General features: G+C 53.1%; 16 protein-coding genes and 1 riboswitch. Of the genes, 8 read left to right on the forward strand and 8 right to left on the reverse strand.

Translation table 11 applies throughout. From position 1 onward, the window contains the following. Positions 1 to 64: 64 nt before the first annotated feature. Positions 65 to 1,441, forward strand: coding sequence for an argininosuccinate lyase (gene argH, locus J1778_RS05330; RefSeq protein ID WP_217172301.1), 1,377 nt, complete (start codon positions 65 to 67; stop codon positions 1,439 to 1,441). A gap of 40 nt (positions 1,442 to 1,481) precedes the next feature. On the opposite strand, the gene J1778_RS05335 is transcribed toward argH, so the two are convergent. From J1778_RS05335 to J1778_RS05360, 6 genes are all read right to left on the reverse strand, one after another. Further along, positions 1,482 to 2,549 (reverse strand): aminopeptidase P family protein, encoded by a 1,068-nt coding sequence (locus tag J1778_RS05335; RefSeq protein ID WP_217172302.1) that lies wholly within the window; start codon positions 2,547 to 2,549, stop codon positions 1,482 to 1,484. A 14-nt stretch (positions 2,550 to 2,563) separates the two neighbouring features. Beyond that, on the reverse strand, positions 2,564 to 3,805 hold the full coding sequence (locus J1778_RS05340; protein WP_217172303.1) for a PTS fructose transporter subunit IIC: 1,242 nt from the start codon (positions 3,803 to 3,805) through the stop codon (positions 2,564 to 2,566). Positions 3,806 to 3,841: 36 nt separating this feature from the next. Further along, the gene (locus J1778_RS05345; protein ID WP_217148917.1) at positions 3,842 to 4,162 is read right to left on the reverse strand and encodes a PTS fructose transporter subunit IIB; all 321 of its coding nucleotides are present in this window, start codon (positions 4,160 to 4,162) and stop codon (positions 3,842 to 3,844) included. A gap of 2 nt (positions 4,163 to 4,164) precedes the next feature. Beyond that, entirely contained in the window at positions 4,165 to 5,553 is a 1,389-nt protein-coding gene (locus J1778_RS05350; protein WP_217172304.1) for a Sapep family Mn(2+)-dependent dipeptidase, read from the reverse strand. A gap of 146 nt (positions 5,554 to 5,699) precedes the next feature. Further along, positions 5,700 to 6,737 (reverse strand): LacI family DNA-binding transcriptional regulator, encoded by a 1,038-nt coding sequence (locus J1778_RS05355; RefSeq protein ID WP_217172305.1) that lies wholly within the window; start codon positions 6,735 to 6,737, stop codon positions 5,700 to 5,702. 185 nt (positions 6,738 to 6,922) lie between these two features. Next, entirely contained in the window at positions 6,923 to 7,684 is a 762-nt protein-coding gene (locus tag J1778_RS05360) for a glutathione peroxidase (protein WP_217172306.1), read from the reverse strand. Positions 7,685 to 7,845: 161 nt separating this feature from the next. On the opposite strand from J1778_RS05360, the gene oxyR reads away from it, so the two are divergent. Further along, positions 7,846 to 8,769, forward strand: coding sequence for a DNA-binding transcriptional regulator OxyR (gene oxyR / locus J1778_RS05365; protein ID WP_112289359.1), 924 nt, complete (start codon positions 7,846 to 7,848; stop codon positions 8,767 to 8,769). On the opposite strand, the gene sthA is transcribed toward oxyR, so the two are convergent. Continuing rightward, positions 8,752 to 10,152, reverse strand: a complete 1,401-nt coding sequence (gene sthA, locus J1778_RS05370) for a Si-specific NAD(P)(+) transhydrogenase (protein WP_217172307.1) — start codon at positions 10,150 to 10,152, stop codon at positions 8,752 to 8,754. The two genes, oxyR and sthA, sit on opposite strands and share 18 nt — an antisense overlap. A 211-nt stretch (positions 10,153 to 10,363) precedes the next feature. On the opposite strand from sthA, the gene fabR reads away from it, so the two are divergent. From fabR to bglB, 4 genes are all read left to right on the forward strand, one after another. Continuing rightward, entirely contained in the window at positions 10,364 to 11,044 is a 681-nt protein-coding gene (gene fabR / locus J1778_RS05375) for an HTH-type transcriptional repressor FabR (protein ID WP_095924159.1), read from the forward strand. Then, complete coding sequence (locus J1778_RS05380; RefSeq protein WP_217172308.1) at positions 11,019 to 11,378, forward strand: YijD family membrane protein; 360 nt, start codon at positions 11,019 to 11,021, stop codon at positions 11,376 to 11,378. Before fabR ends, J1778_RS05380 begins: the two co-directional genes overlap by 26 nt. 278 nt (positions 11,379 to 11,656) lie before the next feature. After that, on the forward strand, positions 11,657 to 13,243 hold the full coding sequence (locus J1778_RS05385; RefSeq protein WP_217172309.1) for an MFS transporter: 1,587 nt from the start codon (positions 11,657 to 11,659) through the stop codon (positions 13,241 to 13,243). A 24-nt stretch (positions 13,244 to 13,267) separates the two neighbouring features. Continuing rightward, positions 13,268 to 14,407, forward strand: coding sequence for a beta-galactosidase BglB (gene bglB / locus J1778_RS05390; protein ID WP_113877605.1), 1,140 nt, complete (start codon positions 13,268 to 13,270; stop codon positions 14,405 to 14,407). Between the two features lie 83 nt (positions 14,408 to 14,490). Here the strand turns inward: bglB and trmA are convergent, their stop codons facing one another. Beyond that, positions 14,491 to 15,591, reverse strand: a complete 1,101-nt coding sequence (gene trmA / locus J1778_RS05395) for a tRNA (uridine(54)-C5)-methyltransferase TrmA (RefSeq protein WP_217172310.1) — start codon at positions 15,589 to 15,591, stop codon at positions 14,491 to 14,493. Between the two features lie 141 nt (positions 15,592 to 15,732). After that, a riboswitch (cobalamin riboswitch) is annotated at positions 15,733 to 16,000 on the forward strand. Positions 16,001 to 16,071: 71 nt separating this feature from the next. Between trmA and btuB the strand changes: the two genes are divergently transcribed. Both btuB and murI read left to right on the forward strand, forming a co-directional pair. Next, positions 16,072 to 17,934: a TonB-dependent vitamin B12 receptor BtuB gene (btuB, locus tag J1778_RS05400; protein ID WP_217172313.1), complete on the forward strand. Its 1,863-nt coding sequence runs from the start codon at positions 16,072 to 16,074 to the stop codon at positions 17,932 to 17,934. Continuing rightward, a complete protein-coding gene (gene murI / locus J1778_RS05405; RefSeq protein WP_238484575.1) occupies positions 17,879 to 18,760 on the forward strand; it encodes a glutamate racemase in 882 nt (293 codons plus the stop codon). The genes btuB and murI overlap by 56 nt, the downstream gene beginning before the upstream one ends. Positions 18,761 to 19,164 lie beyond the last annotated feature (404 nt).

A 19,164-nucleotide genomic window follows, 5' to 3' on the forward strand; every position in this document is an offset into this window, starting at 1 on the left:
GTATACGCTTTTCAAGGGCGCAGCATAGTGCGCCCTTTTGCATAAAAAATTCAGGAGCAGGAAAATGGCACTTTGGGGCGGACGTTTTACTCAGGCAGCGGATCAGCGGTTTAAAGAACTCAATGATTCACTGCGTTTCGATTACCGGCTGGCAGAGCAGGACATCGTAGGTTCCGTGGCCTGGTCCAAAGCGCTGGTGACCGTGAACGTTTTAACAGCCGACGAGCAAATTCAGCTGGAAGAAGCCCTGACCGTACTGCTGGAAGAAGTCCGTGCCAATCCCCGCGCTATTTTAGCCAGCGACGCTGAAGACATTCACAGCTGGGTCGAAGGTAAGCTTATCGACAAAGTGGGCAATCTCGGCAAAAAACTGCACACCGGCCGCAGCCGTAACGATCAGGTCGCAACCGACATCAAACTGTGGTGTAAAGCGCAGGTAGTTGAACTGGGCGAGGCATTGCATCACTTGCAGCAGGCGCTGGTCGCGACCGCTGAAGCCAATCAGGATGCGGTAATGCCGGGTTATACCCACCTGCAACGCGCTCAGCCGGTGACCTTTGCGCACTGGTGCATGGCGTATGTCGAAATGCTGGCGCGTGATGAAAGCCGCCTGAAAGATACACTGACACGTCTGGACGTCAGCCCGCTGGGTTGTGGCGCCCTGGCCGGTACTGCGTATCCGATGGATCGCGAGCAACTGGCTGGCTGGTTAGGTTTTGCTTCTGCGACCCGTAACAGCCTCGACAGCGTATCTGACCGTGACCACGTGCTTGAACTGCTGTCCAACGCAGCCATCAGCATGGTCCACCTTTCCCGTTTTGCCGAAGACCTGATCTTCTTCAACACCGGCGAAGCCGCGTTTATCGATTTGTCCGACCGCGTGACTTCCGGTTCTTCCCTGATGCCTCAGAAGAAAAACCCGGATGCGCTGGAGCTGATCCGCGGCAAATGTGGTCGTGTGCAGGGCGCACTGACTGGCATGATGATGACCATGAAAGGCCTGCCGCTGGCGTATAACAAAGACATGCAGGAAGACAAAGAAGGGTTGTTCGACGCGCTCGATACCTGGATGGACTGCCTGAACATGGCTTCCCTGGTGCTGGATGGTATTCAGGTGAAACGCCCGCGTGCGAAAGAAGCCGCGCAGCAAGGCTACGCCAACTCCACCGAGCTGGCCGATTATCTGGTCGCCAAAGGCGTGCCGTTCCGTGAAGCGCATCATATTGTCGGTGAAGCGGTGGTCGAAGCCATTAACCAGGGCAAAGCGCTGGAAGAATTGCCGCTGGCGGATTTGCAGAAATTCAGCAGCGTGATTGGCGATGATGTTTACGCCATTCTCGAACTGCAATCCTGTCTCGACAAACGTGCCGCGAAAGGCGGTGTTTCTCCGCAACAGGTCGCGCAGGCGATTGCTGATGCGAAAGCACGTTTAGGTTTTTAAGACCTTCCAGCGTCTCCCCCTGCGAAGGGGGAGAATCACCTCATAAACAGATATCTGCCCACGCCCGCGGGCTGTGCGTCAGCACTTCGACACCCCTCTCTGTCACCAGCACATCGTCTTCAATTCTCACACCACCCAGACCCTGAACATAAATTCCCGGCTCGATAGTGATCACCATTCCCGGTTCCAGCGGCTGCGTATTTTGCGGGCTGAGTGCCGGTGTTTCGTGAACATCCAGCCCCAGACCGTGCCCGAGATTGTGACTGAAATATTCGCCGTACCCTGCCGCCGTAATAATATCGCGTGCAACGGCGTCAAGATCCTGACAGCGGATCCCCGGTCTGGCGGCATCGCGGGCCGCTTGTTGTGCGATAAACACGGTGTCGTATAAGGCCTTCAGCTCTGCGCTAACATTACCCAGCGCGAAAGTGCGCGTCATATCCGAACAGTAATGCTGATACACCGCGCCGAAATCTATCGTCACCAGTTCTCCGCTCCTCAGCTTTTTACCGGTCGGACGCCCGTGCGGCAACGCGCCACGAGCGCCTGAAACCACCACGGTATCAAAGGACGTTTTACTGCCGCCTGCCTGCCGGACGGCCATTTCGATATGATCCGCCAGCGCTTTTTCGCTGATACCGGGCCGGATCAGCGGTATGACCGTTTCCAGCGCGCGGTCAGCAATAGCCGCAGCCTCACGGATTTTGGCTATTTCATCGGGATATTTATGCACGCGCAAAAACGACATATCCCGGTGTTGCAGCGTCACGTTGCACTGTTTTTCCAGTGCCTGCCACGCGAGATGTGATAACTGGCTGGCATCGGCAAACAGTGGTTGGCCAGGGATCAGCCGTTTAATAATCTCACCGGGCGGGTTTTCGGCGGTGAGCGTCAGCACGTCAACGTCCGGGTTATTCTGCTGGCATTCGGCGCTGTAGCGGCCATCGACCAAAATCCACAGGCCGTCTGGCGTGACCAGTACATAACCCGATGCGCTGTACAGATCAGCCACCGTGTACTTGCTGAACCTGTCGGTCAGAAGCACAGCGGGTATGTGCTGTTCATGCATAAGCTGGCGCAGAATGCCCAGACGTTGCTGACGACTCATTTTTTTCTCCGGATTCAGGCGACTTCGAGAAGGCCTTTTTTGATTAAACGGTTACGGTAGAACACGCATGTCACCGCGATAAACAGTGAACCGCCGAGCAGACCAATCAGATAAGCCGGAATGTTGGTGATAAGCGGCCATGCCCAGATGGCGGACTCCGGGAACCATTGCACTGCACCCAGCGAAACCCCGAGCAACGCGCCGATAATCGCGCCAATCACGTAGACCGGAATGACAAACCCCGGACGTTCGAGCGCGAACGGAATCGACCCTTCTGAAATCCCCATAAACCCGAGGAAAATCGCGGTGCGGCCAATCTGATTGAACTGGCGATCGTAAACCCGGCGGCCGACCAGCCATTTATCAATAACGGTGGAAAGCCCCAGCCCGAAGGAAGGAATGACGATGGCCAGACAGCGCGCGGTGATCGGCAGCACTTTTTCGGTGGTGAAACCGAGTGCCACAAATCCGGCGGCTTTGTTCACGGGACCGCCGAGATCGAACGCCGTCGCCGCTGCCAGCAAGGTGGCGTAAAAATAAGTCCCCGCCGAACCAGCGGCCTGTAACGCTTCTTTGATTAGCGTATTCAGCCAGCCGCCAATTGGCGTAATCAGGAACACCATCAGCAACATCGCCACGATGGCGGATATCAGCGGAATGAAGAAGTTGGTTTTGAACGCCAGCCAGGTATGCGGCAGCCTGATGGTGTTATTCATCCAGCGGACGAAATAACCGACCACAAACGCAATCACAATAGCGCCGAGGAACCCGGAAGCGACCGGTGCCACCGCCGCCCATTGCCCGCTGACCAGTGCCGGAACCGCCACGGGTTTGATCGCCACATAACCGCCAATAAAACCGGCTGCCAGCGCCGTTTTGCCGCCAATAGAGTTGGCGGTAAATGCCGCGAACATCGGGATAGCGAAGCCAAACAGCGTGAAACCGAAGCTTTCCATGATGCTGGCGATTTGCAGCATCCATACTGAACTGCCGGTATAACGTCCGCTGTTGAGCGCCGCCATAATGGATTCATCAGGCGACATTCCCAGAAAAACATACGGAATGATTTGCGACAGCGCGCCTATCAGACCGCCCATAATCAGCACCGGGATCATGTAGGAAATGCCGGTCATGATGTGTTTACTGAACTCTTTCCAGGCATGGCTCTGGCCTTTGCCTGCAGGACCTGCGGGTGTGGCCGGGGTATCGGAGGACTGACTGTGACCGGTATTGATGACTCTTATTCTTATCGCCACGGGAAACTCCTTGCGCTTAACAAAGCAAAAGTGGAATTACTGACCCTGATCTTCTTCGATTTCGTCGATCAGTCCGCCGGCATTTTTCACCGCGTCTTTCAGCTCGACTTCATACACTTCAACGCCGTTAAACCGTTCGATGTTTTGCGGTGTGATGCCGGTTGCGTGGATAATCACTGTGGCCTGCGCGATATCTTCCGCCGTCAGTTCGTTCTGGATGCCGTCGGCGCCTTGTGTTTCAATTTTTACGTCATAACCTCGTGCGCGGGCGGCAACCTCGATGGCTTCCGCCGCCATAAAGGTATGGGCCAGGCCCATCGGACACGCGCACAGAGCAATCAGTTTCTTCGCAGACATAATCAGTTACCTCGTTTTTCACTGGTTGCGGCGGGCAGATTTGCCAGCCGGTAAAGGGCTTCGGCGTAGATGCCGATGGCACTGATGAAGCGGCTTAAGCTGCCGTATTCATCTGCGCTGTGGGTATTACCTGAAGAACCGTCGGGAAATTCGCAGCCAAAAATCACCGCATTTTGCATCGCGCTGGCGTAACTGCCCGCACCGGTGGTGCGTGAAGGGTGGTGTGTATCGCCGGTATGGCGGGTGTAAATCTCGTGCAGCGTCCGCACCAGCGGGCTGTCTGGCGGATAAAGACTCGGTGGTTTGACCGGCTGAATTTCAAGGCGGCTGTCGGGCCAGTCGTGATTCCATTGCTCCAGCCTTTGGGTGATCGTTTCTGCGCTGAGATTTTCGGGATACCGCACGTTAAGCGTCAGGGTCATCAGCCCGTTTTTGATGTTCAGCACCGTGGGTACCAGCAGGATTTTCCCGCATTCACCTGCCGTATCCAGCGCAAAACGCACGCCGCTCTGGCCGGCTTTCGCCTCAGTGATTTCGGCCAGTTGTTGTGTCCAGGGGGCGTTAAAGCGCTGATGAAGTAACTGCGCCGTAGCAGCAACCGGATTCAGACAGGCTTCCGGTTTTGATGAGTGACCGCCGCGACCATACAACCGCCAGTGATCGGCACATTCCGGTTCCGCCAGCAGTGTAAAACCGTCTTCCAGTGTCCAGCTGCCGGAATACAGCGAAAGGCCACGCAGATGCGCGACATCAGGAATCGAATTCACCACTTCGCCGCAGCAAACTGACAAATCAGGCTGTTCCACGGGAGAAATCAGCGTAACCAGCAACGAGCCTTTTTCGCCGTAAATCACCGGGAATTTGCCATCGGGAGTGAAAGCGAAAGCCGGTTGCGGCTGTGATTCAAAATAACGGCGGATGCAGCGAAAGCCGGTTTCTTCATTACCGCCCGCGACCAGACGAATGCGGCGTGCCAGCGGAAGTTTCAGTTCGCGCAGAATATCCAGTGCCAGCCACGCGGCGATCATCGGGCCTTTATCATCAACCACGCCACGACCCATCAGCTTATCGCCCAGCCGCGTCAGCTGATACGGCGGGAAATGCCAGCCATCACCGGCCGGAATGACATCGGCATGACCAAAGACATACACAATTTCGTCACCGCTGCCGTATTCGATATGCACTGCGTGGTTATCGACATTGAGCGTGTTAAGCCCGGCGTCGTCACCGAGCGTTTGCCACCAGCCCAGCGCATCGGCAACGCCCCGACCGAAAGGGGCGTCCGGCTGGCAGCTTTCGCTGTCGAAGGGCGAGGGAATGGCCACCCATTGCGCGAGTAATGTTAGAAAATGATTTGCCCTGTCCCGGGCGAGTTCGGCGAAGTCGATCATTGACCCTGACCCTTTGGAAACCATGACCGTAAGCATCATGGCTGACGGAAAAAGCGTCAAAAGGCAGAGGGCAGGAATGATAAATAAAACGGGTAAAATTTTTCGCCGTTTTTTTTAACCTGCTCAGGACGCAGGAGAAAGGAGTATCAGAGGAAGACCGGAGTGAGGGTGAGTCGCGGATCTCCGGGTAATAAGGATCCTTCGTCAGTCTGGCGTTGCAGGCATTCCAGCGTGCGAATAGCGATCGCGTTTTGAGTGACGGCAATCAGCGGCAGTTGCAGTTTTAATGACTGCTGACATTCCCCGAAGCCGGTCAGCGCAATGCGCCGTGAAAAAAGCCGCCATTTGTTGGCCTGTAACCGGTTGAGCAGCGCGTGATGCACAGCCTGCAAAACCGTCGGGTTATCGCACAGGATTGCCGAGACTTTGGGATTGTGTTTGAACACCTGCACGACAGCCAGTGACGCATCATCAAATGTAGCGGCGCAGGGAAAACTGAGCGACGGCGAAAATGCCCTGCCCGCTTTGCCCAGCGCCACGGAAAGTCCGCCAAGTCGTTCTGCACGGATCAGGGAATGATTTTCGCCGCCGAGGTATGCAATATGATGATGCTGCTGCTCCAGCAAGGCGTCCGCGGCCATATGTGCGGCCAGTGCATTATCGGGTTGGACAGCGGCAACCGGCCCCGGATGATGATGTGCACAGATGCCTGTGAGCGCGACGTGACGGGCTGTCGTTCTGGCATTCAGCGCCTGCAAAGTTTCCGGAGGGATGTTCAGTAGTTTCCCGCAGACAATAATCCCGCGTGCATCCTGCGCAAGAAGCGCTTCGGTCTGAGCGAGCACTTCAGAGGGAGACTGCGTGGAATAGGAAAGCGCGACGGCGAAACCGGCCTGTTGCAGCACCTTCGACAGTTCCGGCAGCAGAGCTGCTGAAAAGGCACAGTCATACGGCAGTAAAACGCCGATACGGGGTAGCATGACGGACGGGGAAATCGTAGCCCGGCGATAACCCAGCTGATCAATCGCCTGATAAATTCTTTCCACCCCTTGTGGCGAAATGCGGCCTTTACCGCCGAGCACCAGCGAAACCGCCGCAACGGAAACGCCTGCCACACGGGCGACATCCTGCTGCGTGATTTTATTGCGAGGTTTTTTCGCCGTCATCGTTTTGCCATTCGCCATAAAGGAACCGCAAAGTGTCGCAGGAGCGTGGTTGAAAAACAGGGTCGGTGATCTCAGAAGGGAACAGTGAAACAAAAAAAGGCGGATCAGAGATCCGCCGAAAGTTCACGTAGTCTAACTTTGCTTTTTTGTTGGTAATGCAGGGACTTCTTGTCTTATTTCTTACAGCAGTTTCTTATCGAAGATTATTGTGCGACTTCACACAGGTCTTCTGTTTCTGAATGGAGGTAAACCTCCAGGTCGTCACTTCCCCCGATGTGGCGTCCACCGATAAAGACTTGCGGCACTGTTGCCCGGCCCGTCACGGCGCGCAGACTGACAGTCGTTGCATCTTTACCTAATACAATTTCTTCGTACTGAATGCCGCGTTCCTGCAACATTTGTTTGGCTTTGGCGCAGAACGGACATCCCGGTTTGGTGAACACTGACACGGATTCCTGCACTTTGAATTCAGGTGCAAGGTATTTCAGCATGGTGTCGGCATCAGACACTTCAAACGGGTCGCCCGGTTTGTTTGGCTCGACGAACATTTTTTCCACTACGCCGTTACGCACCAGCATGGAATAACGCCATGAGCGCGGGCCGAAACCTAAATCGGCTTTCTCGACCAGCATGTCCATCCCTTTGGTGAACTCACCGTTGCCGTCCGGGATGAAAGTGATGTTGGACGCGTTCTGTTCAGCTTTCCACGCGTTCATCACGAAGGTGTCATTCACGGAAACGCACATAATGCTGTCAACGCCGTGGCTTTTAAACACCGGTGCCAGTTCGTTGTAACGTGGCAGATGGCTGGAAGAACACGTCGGGGTAAAGGCGCCCGGCAGTGAAAAAACAATCACTGTTTTATTTTTAAACAGCTCGTCGCTGCTGAGATCTACCCACTGGTCGCCCTGGCGGGTGTGAAAAGTAACGTGCGGTACGTGTTTCCCTTCCTGGCTTGCAAACATGAATAACCTCTTAATTAATCAATAAAATAGAAAGTATTTTCGGCATTGCCGTTTCGTTGGAAGGCATTATTCACGATAAAGGTTGATAGATATAATCGTTGATTGCTATCTTATCTATCGTTACCGGCTATCGCATTGCCTTTTAGGGACTGGAGGAAAAAATGAACATTCGTGATTTAGAATATCTGGTGGCACTGGCAGAGTTCCGCCATTTTCGTCGTGCCGCAGACTCATGCCATGTCAGCCAGCCAACCTTAAGCGGACAGATCCGCAAACTTGAAGACGAGCTGGGTGTGATGTTGCTGGAAAGAACCAGCCGTAAGGTGCTGTTTACCCAAGCGGGTTTATTGCTGGTCGATCAGGCGCGCACAGTGCTGCGTGAAGTGAAAGTCCTTAAAGAGATGGCGAGCCAGCAGGGCGAAGCTATGTCCGGGCCGATGCACATCGGTCTGATCCCGACCGTCGGACCTTACCTGTTGCCGCAAATTATTCCTTCACTGCACAAGACGTTTCCGAAACTGGAAATGTATCTGCACGAAGCACAAACCCATCAGTTGCTGGCGCAGCTCGACAGCGGAAAGCTCGATTGCGCGATTCTGGCGCTGGTGAAAGAAAGCGAAGCGTTTATTGAAGTGCCGTTATTTGATGAGCCGATGAAACTGGCGATCTATGACGATCATCCGTGGGCATCACGCGATCGCGTGGCGATGGCAGATCTGGCCGGGGAAAAACTGCTGATGCTGGAAGACGGACACTGTCTGCGCGATCAGGCACTCGGTTTCTGCTTCCAGGCGGGTGCAGATGAAGATACCCATTTCCGCGCAACCAGTCTGGAAACGCTGCGTAATATGGTGGCGGCGGGGAGCGGGATCACATTATTGCCGTCACTGGCCGTGCCTAATGAGCGCAGCCGTGACGGAGTGACGTATCTGACCTGTGACAAACCGGAACCGCGACGCACCATCGCGCTGGTATATCGTCCCGGCTCGCCACTGCGCGGGCGTTACGAGCAACTGGCCGAAGCCATCAAAGAGCACATGCAGCCTTATATGGACCGAACCGCAGTCTTAAAACAGGCGGTTTAATCCGTTCAGGGCCGCAACGCGATAGGCCTCTGCCATGGTCGGATAGTTGAAGGTAGTATTAACGAAATACTCGATAGTATTCCCTTCACCTTTCTGTTCCATGATGGCCTGGCCGATGTGAATAATCTCGGCGGCGCGTTCACCAAAGCAGTGAATCCCCAGGATTTCTTTGGTATCCCGGTGGAACAGGAGCTTCAGGCTGCCCACGTTCATGCCCGCAATTTGTGCACGTGCCAGATGTTTGAACTGCGCGCGACCCACTTCGTACGGCACTTTCATCGCGGTCAGTTCCTGCTCGGTTTTACCGACGGAACTGATTTCAGGGATGGTATAGATACCGGTCGGAATGTTTTCGATCAGGTGGACTTTGGCTTCCCCCTGAATCATTGCCTGCGCGGCAATACGGCCCTGATCATAAGCAGCTGATGCCAGACTTGGATAACCAATCACGTCGCCGACCGCATAAATATGCGACAGCGCCGTCTGATACATGCTGTTCACTTTCAGCAAGCCGCGGCTGTCAGCTTCCAGACCAATATTCTCCAGACCTAACTGGTCGGTGTTACCGGTGCGTCCGTTGGCGTACAACAGCGCGTCGGCTTTCACTTTTTTACCGGATTTTAGGTGCATGATCACACCGTCTTCCACGCCTTCGATCTTCTCGAATTCTTCGTTGTGGCGGATAACCACGCCATTGTTCCAGAAGTGATAGGAAAGGGCGTCTGACATTTCCTGATCGAGGAAAGACAGTAAACGGTCACGGGTGTTGATTAAGTCCACTTTGACGTTCAAACCACGGAAGATCGACGCATATTCGCAGCCGATCACACCCGCACCGTAAATAATGACGTGGCGCGGTTCATGGCTCAGTTCGAGGATCAGATCGCTGTCATAAATGCGCGGATGACCAAAATCGACATTGGCAGGCCGGTAAGGACGCGAACCGCAGGCAATCACGATATTGTCAGCGGTAATTTGTTCGTGTGTGTTGTCGGCGTAACGGATGCTGACGGTATTGGCATCCACAAAGCTGGCATCGCCGGAGAAAAGCTGGCACTGGTTTCTCTCATAGAAACCCTGACGCATACGGGTTTGCTGATTAATAACAGAGTCGGCGTGGCGCAGAATGTCCGGGAAGCTTGAACTCATAGTGCGCGAGTTATCGCTGTAAAGCGGGTTCTGGTTAAATTCGATGATTCTGCTGACGGCATGGCGCAGTGCTTTGGAAGGGATTGTGCCCCAGTGAGTACATCCGCCACCGACGTTGTTATAGCGTTCGATGACAGCAACCCGGGCGCCTTGTTTAACCAGTCCCATCGCGGCGCCTTCTCCGCCAGGGCCTGAGCCAATGATAATGGCATCAAAATGTGAGTGCTGTGGCATAGTTCGAAACCTATTTTTATACAAAATCACAACGAGAAAGTAACATATTACACCTGTTTACCCCACATGCAGTTGTCATTTAATGGTAAAGCAGCAACATTCTGACCCACTTTATGCTGTTAGATCTTTGGCTCCGCCCGTTAAAAATTTTGGTATAGTGAATCGGTATCGGGCGAATAATCAAAAGAAGAATACTATCCGGATGAAGGTTATGGGCGTAAGAGCACAACAAAAAGAGCGCACGCGTCGCTCGCTGATTGAGGCGGCTTTTAGCCAGCTCAGTGCCGAGCGCAGCTTTGCCAGTCTGAGTTTGCGTGAAGTTTCCCGCGAGGCGGGAATTGCACCCACATCCTTTTACCGGCATTTTCGCGATGTGGATGAACTGGGTCTGACCATGGTGGATGAAAGTGGTCTGATGCTGCGTCAGCTGATGCGCCAGGCACGTCAGCGTATTGCCAAAGGCGGCAGCGTGATCCGCACGTCCGTCTCCACATTTATGGAATTCATCGGTAACAATCCCAACGCATTCCGTTTACTGCTGCGTGAACGTTCCGGTACGTCTTCGGCATTCCGTGCCGCCGTCGCCCGTGAAATTCAGCATTTTATTGCGGAACTTGCCGACTATCTGCAACTCGAAAACCATATGCCGCGCAGTTTTACCGAAGCGCAGGCTGAAGCCATGGTGATCATCGTTTTCAACGCCGGTGCGGAAGCGCTGGATGTCGATATCGCTCAGCGGCGCCAGCTGGAAGAACGACTGGTGTTGCAACTGCGGATGATTTCCAAAGGCGCGTATTACTGGTATCGCCGTCAACAGGAACGTACGGCTGTGACTCCCATCAATAATAAGACCCGAGGTAAAGAAGATGACCGAACAACCGAACCAGGATAATGGCACTCTGGTTTTGGCTCTGATTGCCGGGCTGTCCATTAATGGCACCTTCGATGCGTTATTCAGCTCCGTCGTTACGTTTTCAATTTTCCCGATCATTTCTCTGGTGTTAGCGGTGTACTGCCTGCACGTTCGCTACCATCGGGGCGAAATGCCGAAAGGATTACCGGTTCTGGCCGCGGCCTGTTTCCTGCTGGGCCTGTTGCTGTACAGCACGATTGTTCGCGCGGAATACCCTGAACTTGGTTCAAATTTCGTGCCGTCGCTGATCAGTGTCGCGCTGGTGTTCTGGATAGGCCTGAAGCTGAAAAAGCGTAAATCCACGTTACAGTAAGACTTTCCCCCGCCATGCATAAAGGGCAATCAGTGGATTGCCTTTTTTTACCTCTGCATTCATTTAATGAACTGTCATTTCATTAATATCAAACCCATGTTCAATATTTAGAGATTGATCGCCCACTTCTTTATTTCATTGCCATAAAGTGGGTTTGAGTGGCAAAAACCAAAAGGTTTTCATTCCTGCTCCTCGTTAATTTGAATCATGGCCGGACGACGCATTTTCGTTCGCATTAAGCCTATGCCTATAGGTGATTTAACAGAGGCAACACGGCAATGAAAACACGTAAAATTGGATTCTTTAATTACATCGCCTACGGTTCTGGCGATTTTCTGGGGGCAGGCACAACCGCCCTGACGGCGGCGTGGCTGCTCTATTTCTACACCACGTTCTGCGGCCTTTCGCCCATCGAAGCGACCTTTATCTTTGCGACTGCGCGCGTCGCCGATGCGGTGCTGAGTCCGCTGATGGGTTATCTCACCGATAATTTCGGTAACACCTGGCTGGGCAAACGGTTTGGCCGCCGTAAGTTCTTCATCCTGCTGGGTATCCCCTGCGTGTTCAGCTACAGCTTTATGTGGGTGGGCGACATGGGATACGTCTACTACCTGCTGACTTATCTGCTGTTCGATATCGTTTACACCATGATTCTGGTGCCGTATGAAACACTGGTACCGGAAATGACCGATGACTTTAAACAGAAGACTAAATTCTCTGGCGCACGTATCGCGCTGGCGCAGCTTTCTGCGATTCTTGCGGCGTTCCTTCCGGGAATTTTGTTGCAGCATTTCGGCAAAGATAACGCCATTTCCTTCTTCTACTCGAGCCTGGTCTTTGCGGTGATTTGCGCCTTCGTGCTGACGCTGGTCTATTTCTTTACCTGGGAGCGTCCGGAAGAACTCAAATCTGAAGCCACGAAGAAAATTGAACGCGAGCGTCAGCAACTGACCCTGGCACAAAGCCTGAAACGCCTCAAAGTCGAATTATCTTCCACGTTGCGTATCAAGATTTTCCGCCAGCATCTGGGTTTGTACCTTGGCGGGTATATCGCGCAGGATGTGTTTAACGCCGTGTTCACCTATTACGTGGTGTTCGTGCTGATGCAAAGCGCGGCAATTGCTTCCAACCTGATGGGCATGATGGCGATTCTGCAATTCGTGGCGGTGATCGGCATGATCCCGCTGTGTATCCGCTTCGGCCCTGCGCCGTCTTATCGTCTGGCGGTTTCCCTGTTCGGGCTGGCGACCATTTCCTACGGTGTGCTTTATTTCACCGGCATGAATGATTCGATGTCATTACTGTTGCTGATTTCCGCACTGGCTGGTCTGGGCCGTGGCGGGATCAACTACGTGCCGTGGAATATCTATACCTATATCGCGGACGTCGATGAAACCATCACCGGCCAGCGTCGCGAAGGGATTTTCGCCGGTGTGATGACACTGACCCGCAAAGCGTCTCAGGCCGGTGCGGTGATGCTGGTGGGGATCATCCTGCAACTTGCCGGATTTGTTTCCGGGCAAAGTCAGCAGGTTCCGGCGGTTGGCCATACTATTCTCGGCGTACTGGTGATTGGATCATTGCTGATGCTCAGCATGGGTTTCATCATCTCTTTATTCTTCCGCCTGAATCAGAAAACGCACGGCGTACTGACCCGCGAAACGCAAAAAATGCGTGATGCCAACCGCATCGTGCCGGAGCAAATTACACCGGAAGACCGCGCAACGGTCGAAATGCTGACAGGGATGAAATACGAATCTCTGTGGGGCAATAACAACATCGGTTATCTGCATCGCAATAATCCGCCACCCGAAAAGCTGACCCGTGAAAATACCGCTGAAATGCCGGTACAGGGACGTTTATAAATTTTGAATTCACAGGAGAACCCCATGAAAGTTTTTGAAGTTAAACACAGTGCCTTGTTACGACAGCCGGAACATTTCATTTCACGCAACGAGCTGAAATCGCTGATCCACAACGTGACTGACAATCTGGTGAATATCGAAGATAAAACCGGTGAATTCCTGTTACGCCTCGACGATGGGCGCGTGATTGACACCAAAGGCTGGGCAGGCTGGGAGTGGACGCACGGCATCGGGCTTTACGGTATCTATCAGTATTATCAGCAGACCGGCGACGAAAAAATGCGTGCGGTGATCGACGACTGGTTTACCGCGCGTCTGGCGGAAGGCACGCCGACCAAAAACGTCAATACGATGAGTCCGTTCCTGACGCTGGCGTATCGTTATGAGGAAACCGGCAATGCGGCATGGCGTCCTTATCTCGAGCGCTGGGCGGAATGGGTGATGTATGAAATGCCGCGCACTGACAAAGGCGCGATGCAGCATATCGTTTACAACAACGAAAATCATCAGCAAATGTGGGATGACACGCTGATGATGAGCGTGCTGCCGCTGGCGAAAATCGGCAAATTGCTCGATCGCCCGGAATTTGTTGAAGAAGCGACGTATCAGTTCCTGATGCACGTGCAGTATCTGATGGATCGCGAAACCGGTCTGTGGTTCCACGGCTGGACGTTTGACGGTCATCACAACTTTGCGCAGGCCCGCTGGGCGCGCGGCAACAGCTGGCTGACAATTGCTATTCCGGAATTCCTCGAACTGGTGGACTTACCGGAAAACAACGCCACCCGCCGCTATTTATTGCAGGTGCTGGAAAGTCAGGTCAGTGCGCTGGCGAAATGTCAGGACGACAGCGGGTTATGGCATACGCTGCTCGACGATCCGCACTCTTATCTGGAAAGCTCGGCGACCGCCGGTTTTGCGTACGGCATCCTGAAAGCGGTGCGTAAACGTTATATCGATGCGTCTTATGCGCCGGTGGCGGAGAAAGCCATTCAGGGGGTGATTAAACATATCAATCCGGCAGGCGAACTGACGCAAACGTCATTCGGTACAGCGATGGGCAATGATCTGGATTTCTATCGTGAAATCGCGCTGACCTCGATGCCTTACGGACAGGCGATGGCGATCCTGTGTTTGTCAGAATATCTGCGGGTCTATTTGTAATATCGTGTTGTAATATTGTGGATAACGGACTGAAATAAAAACGGGCACTCAAAAGGTGCCCGTTTTTGTTTATTCATCCGCCGTCAGATTTTTTCCAGCAGCACGCCAGATTCCATATGGTGCGTGTACGGGAACTGATCAAACAATGCCAGACGCGTGACGCGGTGCGTTTTGCTCAGTGTTTCCAGATTTGCGCACAGCGTCTCCGGATTGCAGGAGATGTAAAGAATACGGTCGTAGCCTGCCACCATTTTCACGGTTTCATCATCCAGCCCGCTGCGTGGCGGATCGACAAAAATGGTATTGCACTCGTATCCACTTAAATCGACATCCTGCAAACGGCGGAATTCTCGTACGCCATTCAGCGCCTGAGTGAAATCTTCGGCCGCCATGCGGATAATCTGCACGTTATCAATGTGGTTCGCGGCAATGTTGTATTGCGCGGCTGCGACGGAAGGCTTGGCGATTTCCGTCGCCAGAACGCGACGGAAGTTACGTGCCAGAGCCAGCGAGAAGTTGCCGTTACCGCAGTAAAGTTCCAGCAAATCACCGGTTGAGTTTTCCGTGGCCTTCAGCGCCCATTCCAGCATCTGAATATTCATCTCGGCGTTTGGCTGAGTGAAGCTGTTTTCCACCTGACGATAAATCATTTCGCGGCCCGCGACCGGCAGAACTTCATCGACATAATCCTGGTCGAGCATGATTTTGGTTTTCGCTGCCCGGCCAATCAGCTGTATATCAAAACCATCAGCACGCAACTGGTCACGCAGGGCGGTGGCGGCCTGCTGCCACTCGTCATCAAGCTTACGATGGTAAAGCAGCGAGGCAATGATTTTGCCGCTGCGGGTCGACAGATAGTCGATCTGGAAGATCTTACGGCGCAACGCCGGATCTTGCTTGATAGCCGAGATCAGCACCGGCATCAGGCGGTTAATCAGCTCACTGGCGGTCGGGAACTGGTCCACGCGCACGCGGGCTTTGGTCTGCTGGTCGAACATGATGTGGTACAGGTCGCCCTCATCGTGCCAGACGCGAAACTCCGCGCGCATACGATAATGGCTGACTGGAGAACGGAAAACGTCAGGCTGCGGCGCATTAAATGGCGACATCATCGCCGTGAGACGTGCGGTCTTTTCCGCCAGCTGGTCGTCGTACTGTTCAATGGGCAGGTTTTCAGGCGTCATCGGTTATCTCGTCTAACAGGGAATGAATGTACAAACTTAGCGGGGGATTGTAGGGAAAGTCTCCCCCATGTCTACCTTTGTTATGTTTATATCGGGAAAGTTCATCTGGCATTACGGATGTCTGGATTTCCAAATAGGTTGATCGTAGGATTGCGTTTCGGCCTCATTGACTGAGTTAAAAGGGAATCCGGTGTGAATCCGGAACTGGCGCGCAGCGGTATGGGGAACTCACGGCGATAGCATTCTTTATTATGCAGACACTGTTTCTTCCTTCTCTCTCCTTAAATAGGAAAGGAGAAAGAGGAGATGGGAAGTCATCGCCCGGTGCGGGTAATCTCAATTAATTACGGCGTAATTAATGAGCCTGCAAATCCTAAGTCCGAAGACCTGCCGATGTTACGTCGCATTAATCATCGTCGTCGCGAATTACCGCCGGTGATCCTCTGCGGCATCCGCCAATTAAGTTTGGATGCTCGATTCATGACAATTAAAAAGCACGTGCTGCTGACGGCATTATCCGTCACGGCTTTTTCAGGGTGGGCGCAAGACAGCACTTTCACAGATAGCAGCGATAATATGGTCGTTACAGCGAACCGTTTTCCACAGCCCGTTTCTTCTGTATTAGCGCCGACGGATATCGTCACGCGTGAAGATATCGACAGATGGCAGTCAAAATCCGTGGCCGACGTACTGCGTCGTTTACCTGGCGTGGATATCAGCCAGAGCGGTGGCATGGGGCAACTGACCTCTGTGTATGTCCGTGGCACCAGCTCCAGCCACACATTGGTCCTGATGGATGGTGTGCGTCTCAATCAGGCGGGTATTTCCGGATCAGTGGATATCAGCCAGATCCCTCTCTCATTAGTTCAGCGCATTGAATTTATTCGCGGCCCGCGTTCGGCGGTTTATGGCTCGGATGCCATCGGCGGCGTCATTAATATAATTACGACGCGCGACAAAGACGGCACTACGCTCGGCGCGGGTATCGGCTCGCATGGTTATCAGAACTACAACGGCTCAACGCAGCAGAAATTAGGCGAGAACACAACGCTGACGGCAGCAGGGGATTACACCTACACCCGCGGGATTGACGTGGTCGCTGACGGGAATAACGGTGGTGTTCCTCAGCCAGATCGCGACGGTTTCATGAGCAAGACGCTGTATCTGGCGCTGCAACACCAGTTCAATGAAGAGATCAGCGGCTTTGCACGCGCGTACGGATATGATAACCGCACGGCTTATGATGCGTATTATTCGCCGGGCAGCGCGCTGATTGATACCCGCCAGCTTTACAGCCGGACATATGACACAGGTCTTCGTTATCAGAACGGTATTTACGCCACGCAGTTAATCGGCAGCTACAGCCACGTCAAAGACTATAACTACGATCCGAAATATGGCCCGTATGACGCCTCCGCTTCTCTGGACGATTCCGATCAGTACAACGTGCAATGGGGTAATACGTTCCAGATATGGAAAGGGGAAGTCAGCGCAGGTCTGGACTGGCAGAAACTGACTACCGAACCGGGGACAAGCTATCTGGCTGATGGCTATGACCAGCACAACACCGGCGTGTATCTGACCACGCAGCAAAAAATCAGCGATTTCACCCTCGAAGGCGCGGTGCGCAGCGACGATAACTCCCAGTTTGGTCAGCACACTACCTGGCAGAGCAGTGCCGCATGGGAATTTATCGACGGCTATCGTTTCATCGCTTCTTACGGCACTGCCTATAAATCGCCGAACCTGAGCCAGCTCTACAGTGCTTACTATGGCAATCCTGATCTGAAGCCGGAAGAGAGTAAACAATGGGAGGGCGGGCTGGAAGGTCTGACGGGGCCGCTGGACTGGCGCTTATCTGTCTATCGTAATGATATCGATCAGATGATCTCTTACAACGACTCGACCGATAATTACTACAACATCGGTAAAGCGACGATTAAAGGCGTGGAATGGACGGGGTCTTTCGATACCGGCCCGTTGCAGCACAAGATAACCCTGGAGTATCTCGACCCGCGTGATGCGACAACCAACGACATTCTGACCCGTCGTGCCAAGCAGCAGGCGAAATACCAGATTGACTGGGATATCGCTGACATCGACTGGTCGATCAACTATCAGTATCTGGGACAGCGTTACGATACCGACTACGGAACCTATCCTTACCAGACCGTTAAACTGGGCGGCGTCAGTTTGTGGGATCTCGCGGCATCATATCCTGTAACCTCACATCTGACAGTTCGTGGTAGAATTGCCAACTTGTTTGATAAAGATTACGAGACGGCTTATGGCTATGCCACACCAGGACGTGAGTATTACCTCTCTGGAAGCTATACCTTCTGATACAACACAAGTTCCTGACCGCCCGACGGTGCTGGTTTTCGATTCCGGCGTCGGCGGGTTGTCGGTTTATGATGAGGTCCGGCAGATGTTGCCGGACCTGCACTTTATATATGCCTTCGATAATGTGGCTTTTCCCTACGGCGAGAAATCCGAAGAGTTTATCGTTGAGCGCGTAGTTGAGATTGTCACCGCTGTCGCGAAACGCCATCCCCTCTCTATTATTGTTATCGCCTGTAATACCGCGAGCACCGTCTCCCTCCCTGCATTACGCGCCAAATTCAGTTGCCCTGTTGTCGGGGTTGTCCCTGCGATCAAGCCCGCTGCTAAATTAACGCGTAATGGTGTGGTCGGATTGCTGGCGACGCGCGCAACGGTGCAGCGTCCTTATACGTATGATCTGGTCGCACGTTTTGCGACGGATTGTCAGATTCTGATGCTGGGTTCGGCAGAACTGGTAGAACTGGCCGAAGCGAAGCTGCATGGTGAAGAGGTTTCACTGGTTGCATTGAAGAAAATCCTGCATCCGTGGCTGCGTTTGCGTGAACCGCCGGACACCGTGGTATTAGGTTGCACGCATTTCCCGTTGCTTTCGCAAGAGCTGTCACAGGTTTTACCTGACGGCACGCGTATGATCGACTCCGGTTCTGCGATTGCCAGACGCGCGCACTGGTTAATTGAGACTTCTCACGTCCCTATTCCAGAAAAAAAAGCCGGTGTTGAAATAGAGAGTGTCGCTTACTGCATGGCGATGACTGCAGAGGCACAGAGTTTGCTGCCTGTTTTACAGTCATATGGCTTCAGAAGTATCCAGGAATTGCCGCTTTAAACGCCATTTGATGAAAGATTCAGCGGTCAGTAAATTATTTGTATTTTAGGGGTTGCGGCCTTCTGAGAACTCCCTATAATGCGCCTCCACTGACCGGGAACAACGACTGACAAGTCGCTCGGACAGGAAGAGAAAAAGTAGAAAGTTCGAATGAATAATCTCTTGACTCTTCAGCGGGAAAACGTAATATACGCCTCCCGCGCCGCATAAGATTCCTTGCGAACCGCGGCATGCTCTTTAACAATTTATCAGACAATCTGTGTGGGCACTCACAAGACGATATCAGCCACTTCGGTGGCAAAAAATATCAAGTCTTAGAGTGACCAAGCAGTAATTCATTTAGTTGAATTATTACGAAGTAATCTCTGAGCACCGCTTAACTTGTTTAAGCAAATCGAACTTTT

The sequence above is a fragment of the Rahnella bonaserana genome, assembly GCF_019049675.1.
Lineage (GTDB): Bacteria > Pseudomonadota > Gammaproteobacteria > Enterobacterales > Enterobacteriaceae > Rahnella > Rahnella bonaserana.

Coding starts and splice junctions, on each gene's coding strand:
- sthA (WP_217172307.1), bottom strand. CDS start 10,152: ATGCCACAGCACTCACATTTTGATGCCATTATCATTGGCTCAGGCCCT.
- J1778_RS05350 (WP_217172304.1), bottom strand. CDS start 5,553: ATGATCGACTTCGCCGAACTCGCCCGGGACAGGGCAAATCATTTTCTA.
- J1778_RS05360 (WP_217172306.1), bottom strand. CDS start 7,684: ATGTTTGCAAGCCAGGAAGGGAAACACGTACCGCACGTTACTTTTCAC.
- argH (WP_217172301.1), top strand. CDS start 65: ATGGCACTTTGGGGCGGACGTTTTACTCAGGCAGCGGATCAGCGGTTT.
- J1778_RS05380 (WP_217172308.1), top strand. CDS start 11,019: ATGACCGAACAACCGAACCAGGATAATGGCACTCTGGTTTTGGCTCTG.
- murI (WP_238484575.1), top strand. CDS start 17,879: ATGGCTATGCCACACCAGGACGTGAGTATTACCTCTCTGGAAGCTATA.
- btuB (WP_217172313.1), top strand. CDS start 16,072: ATGACAATTAAAAAGCACGTGCTGCTGACGGCATTATCCGTCACGGCT.
- bglB (WP_113877605.1), top strand. CDS start 13,268: ATGAAAGTTTTTGAAGTTAAACACAGTGCCTTGTTACGACAGCCGGAA.
- J1778_RS05385 (WP_217172309.1), top strand. CDS start 11,657: ATGAAAACACGTAAAATTGGATTCTTTAATTACATCGCCTACGGTTCT.
- J1778_RS05355 (WP_217172305.1), bottom strand. CDS start 6,737: ATGGCGAATGGCAAAACGATGACGGCGAAAAAACCTCGCAATAAAATC.
- J1778_RS05335 (WP_217172302.1), bottom strand. CDS start 2,549: ATGAGTCGTCAGCAACGTCTGGGCATTCTGCGCCAGCTTATGCATGAA.
- trmA (WP_217172310.1), bottom strand. CDS start 15,591: ATGACGCCTGAAAACCTGCCCATTGAACAGTACGACGACCAGCTGGCG.
- oxyR (WP_112289359.1), top strand. CDS start 7,846: ATGAACATTCGTGATTTAGAATATCTGGTGGCACTGGCAGAGTTCCGC.
- J1778_RS05345 (WP_217148917.1), bottom strand. CDS start 4,162: ATGTCTGCGAAGAAACTGATTGCTCTGTGCGCGTGTCCGATGGGCCTG.
- fabR (WP_095924159.1), top strand. CDS start 10,364: ATGGGCGTAAGAGCACAACAAAAAGAGCGCACGCGTCGCTCGCTGATT.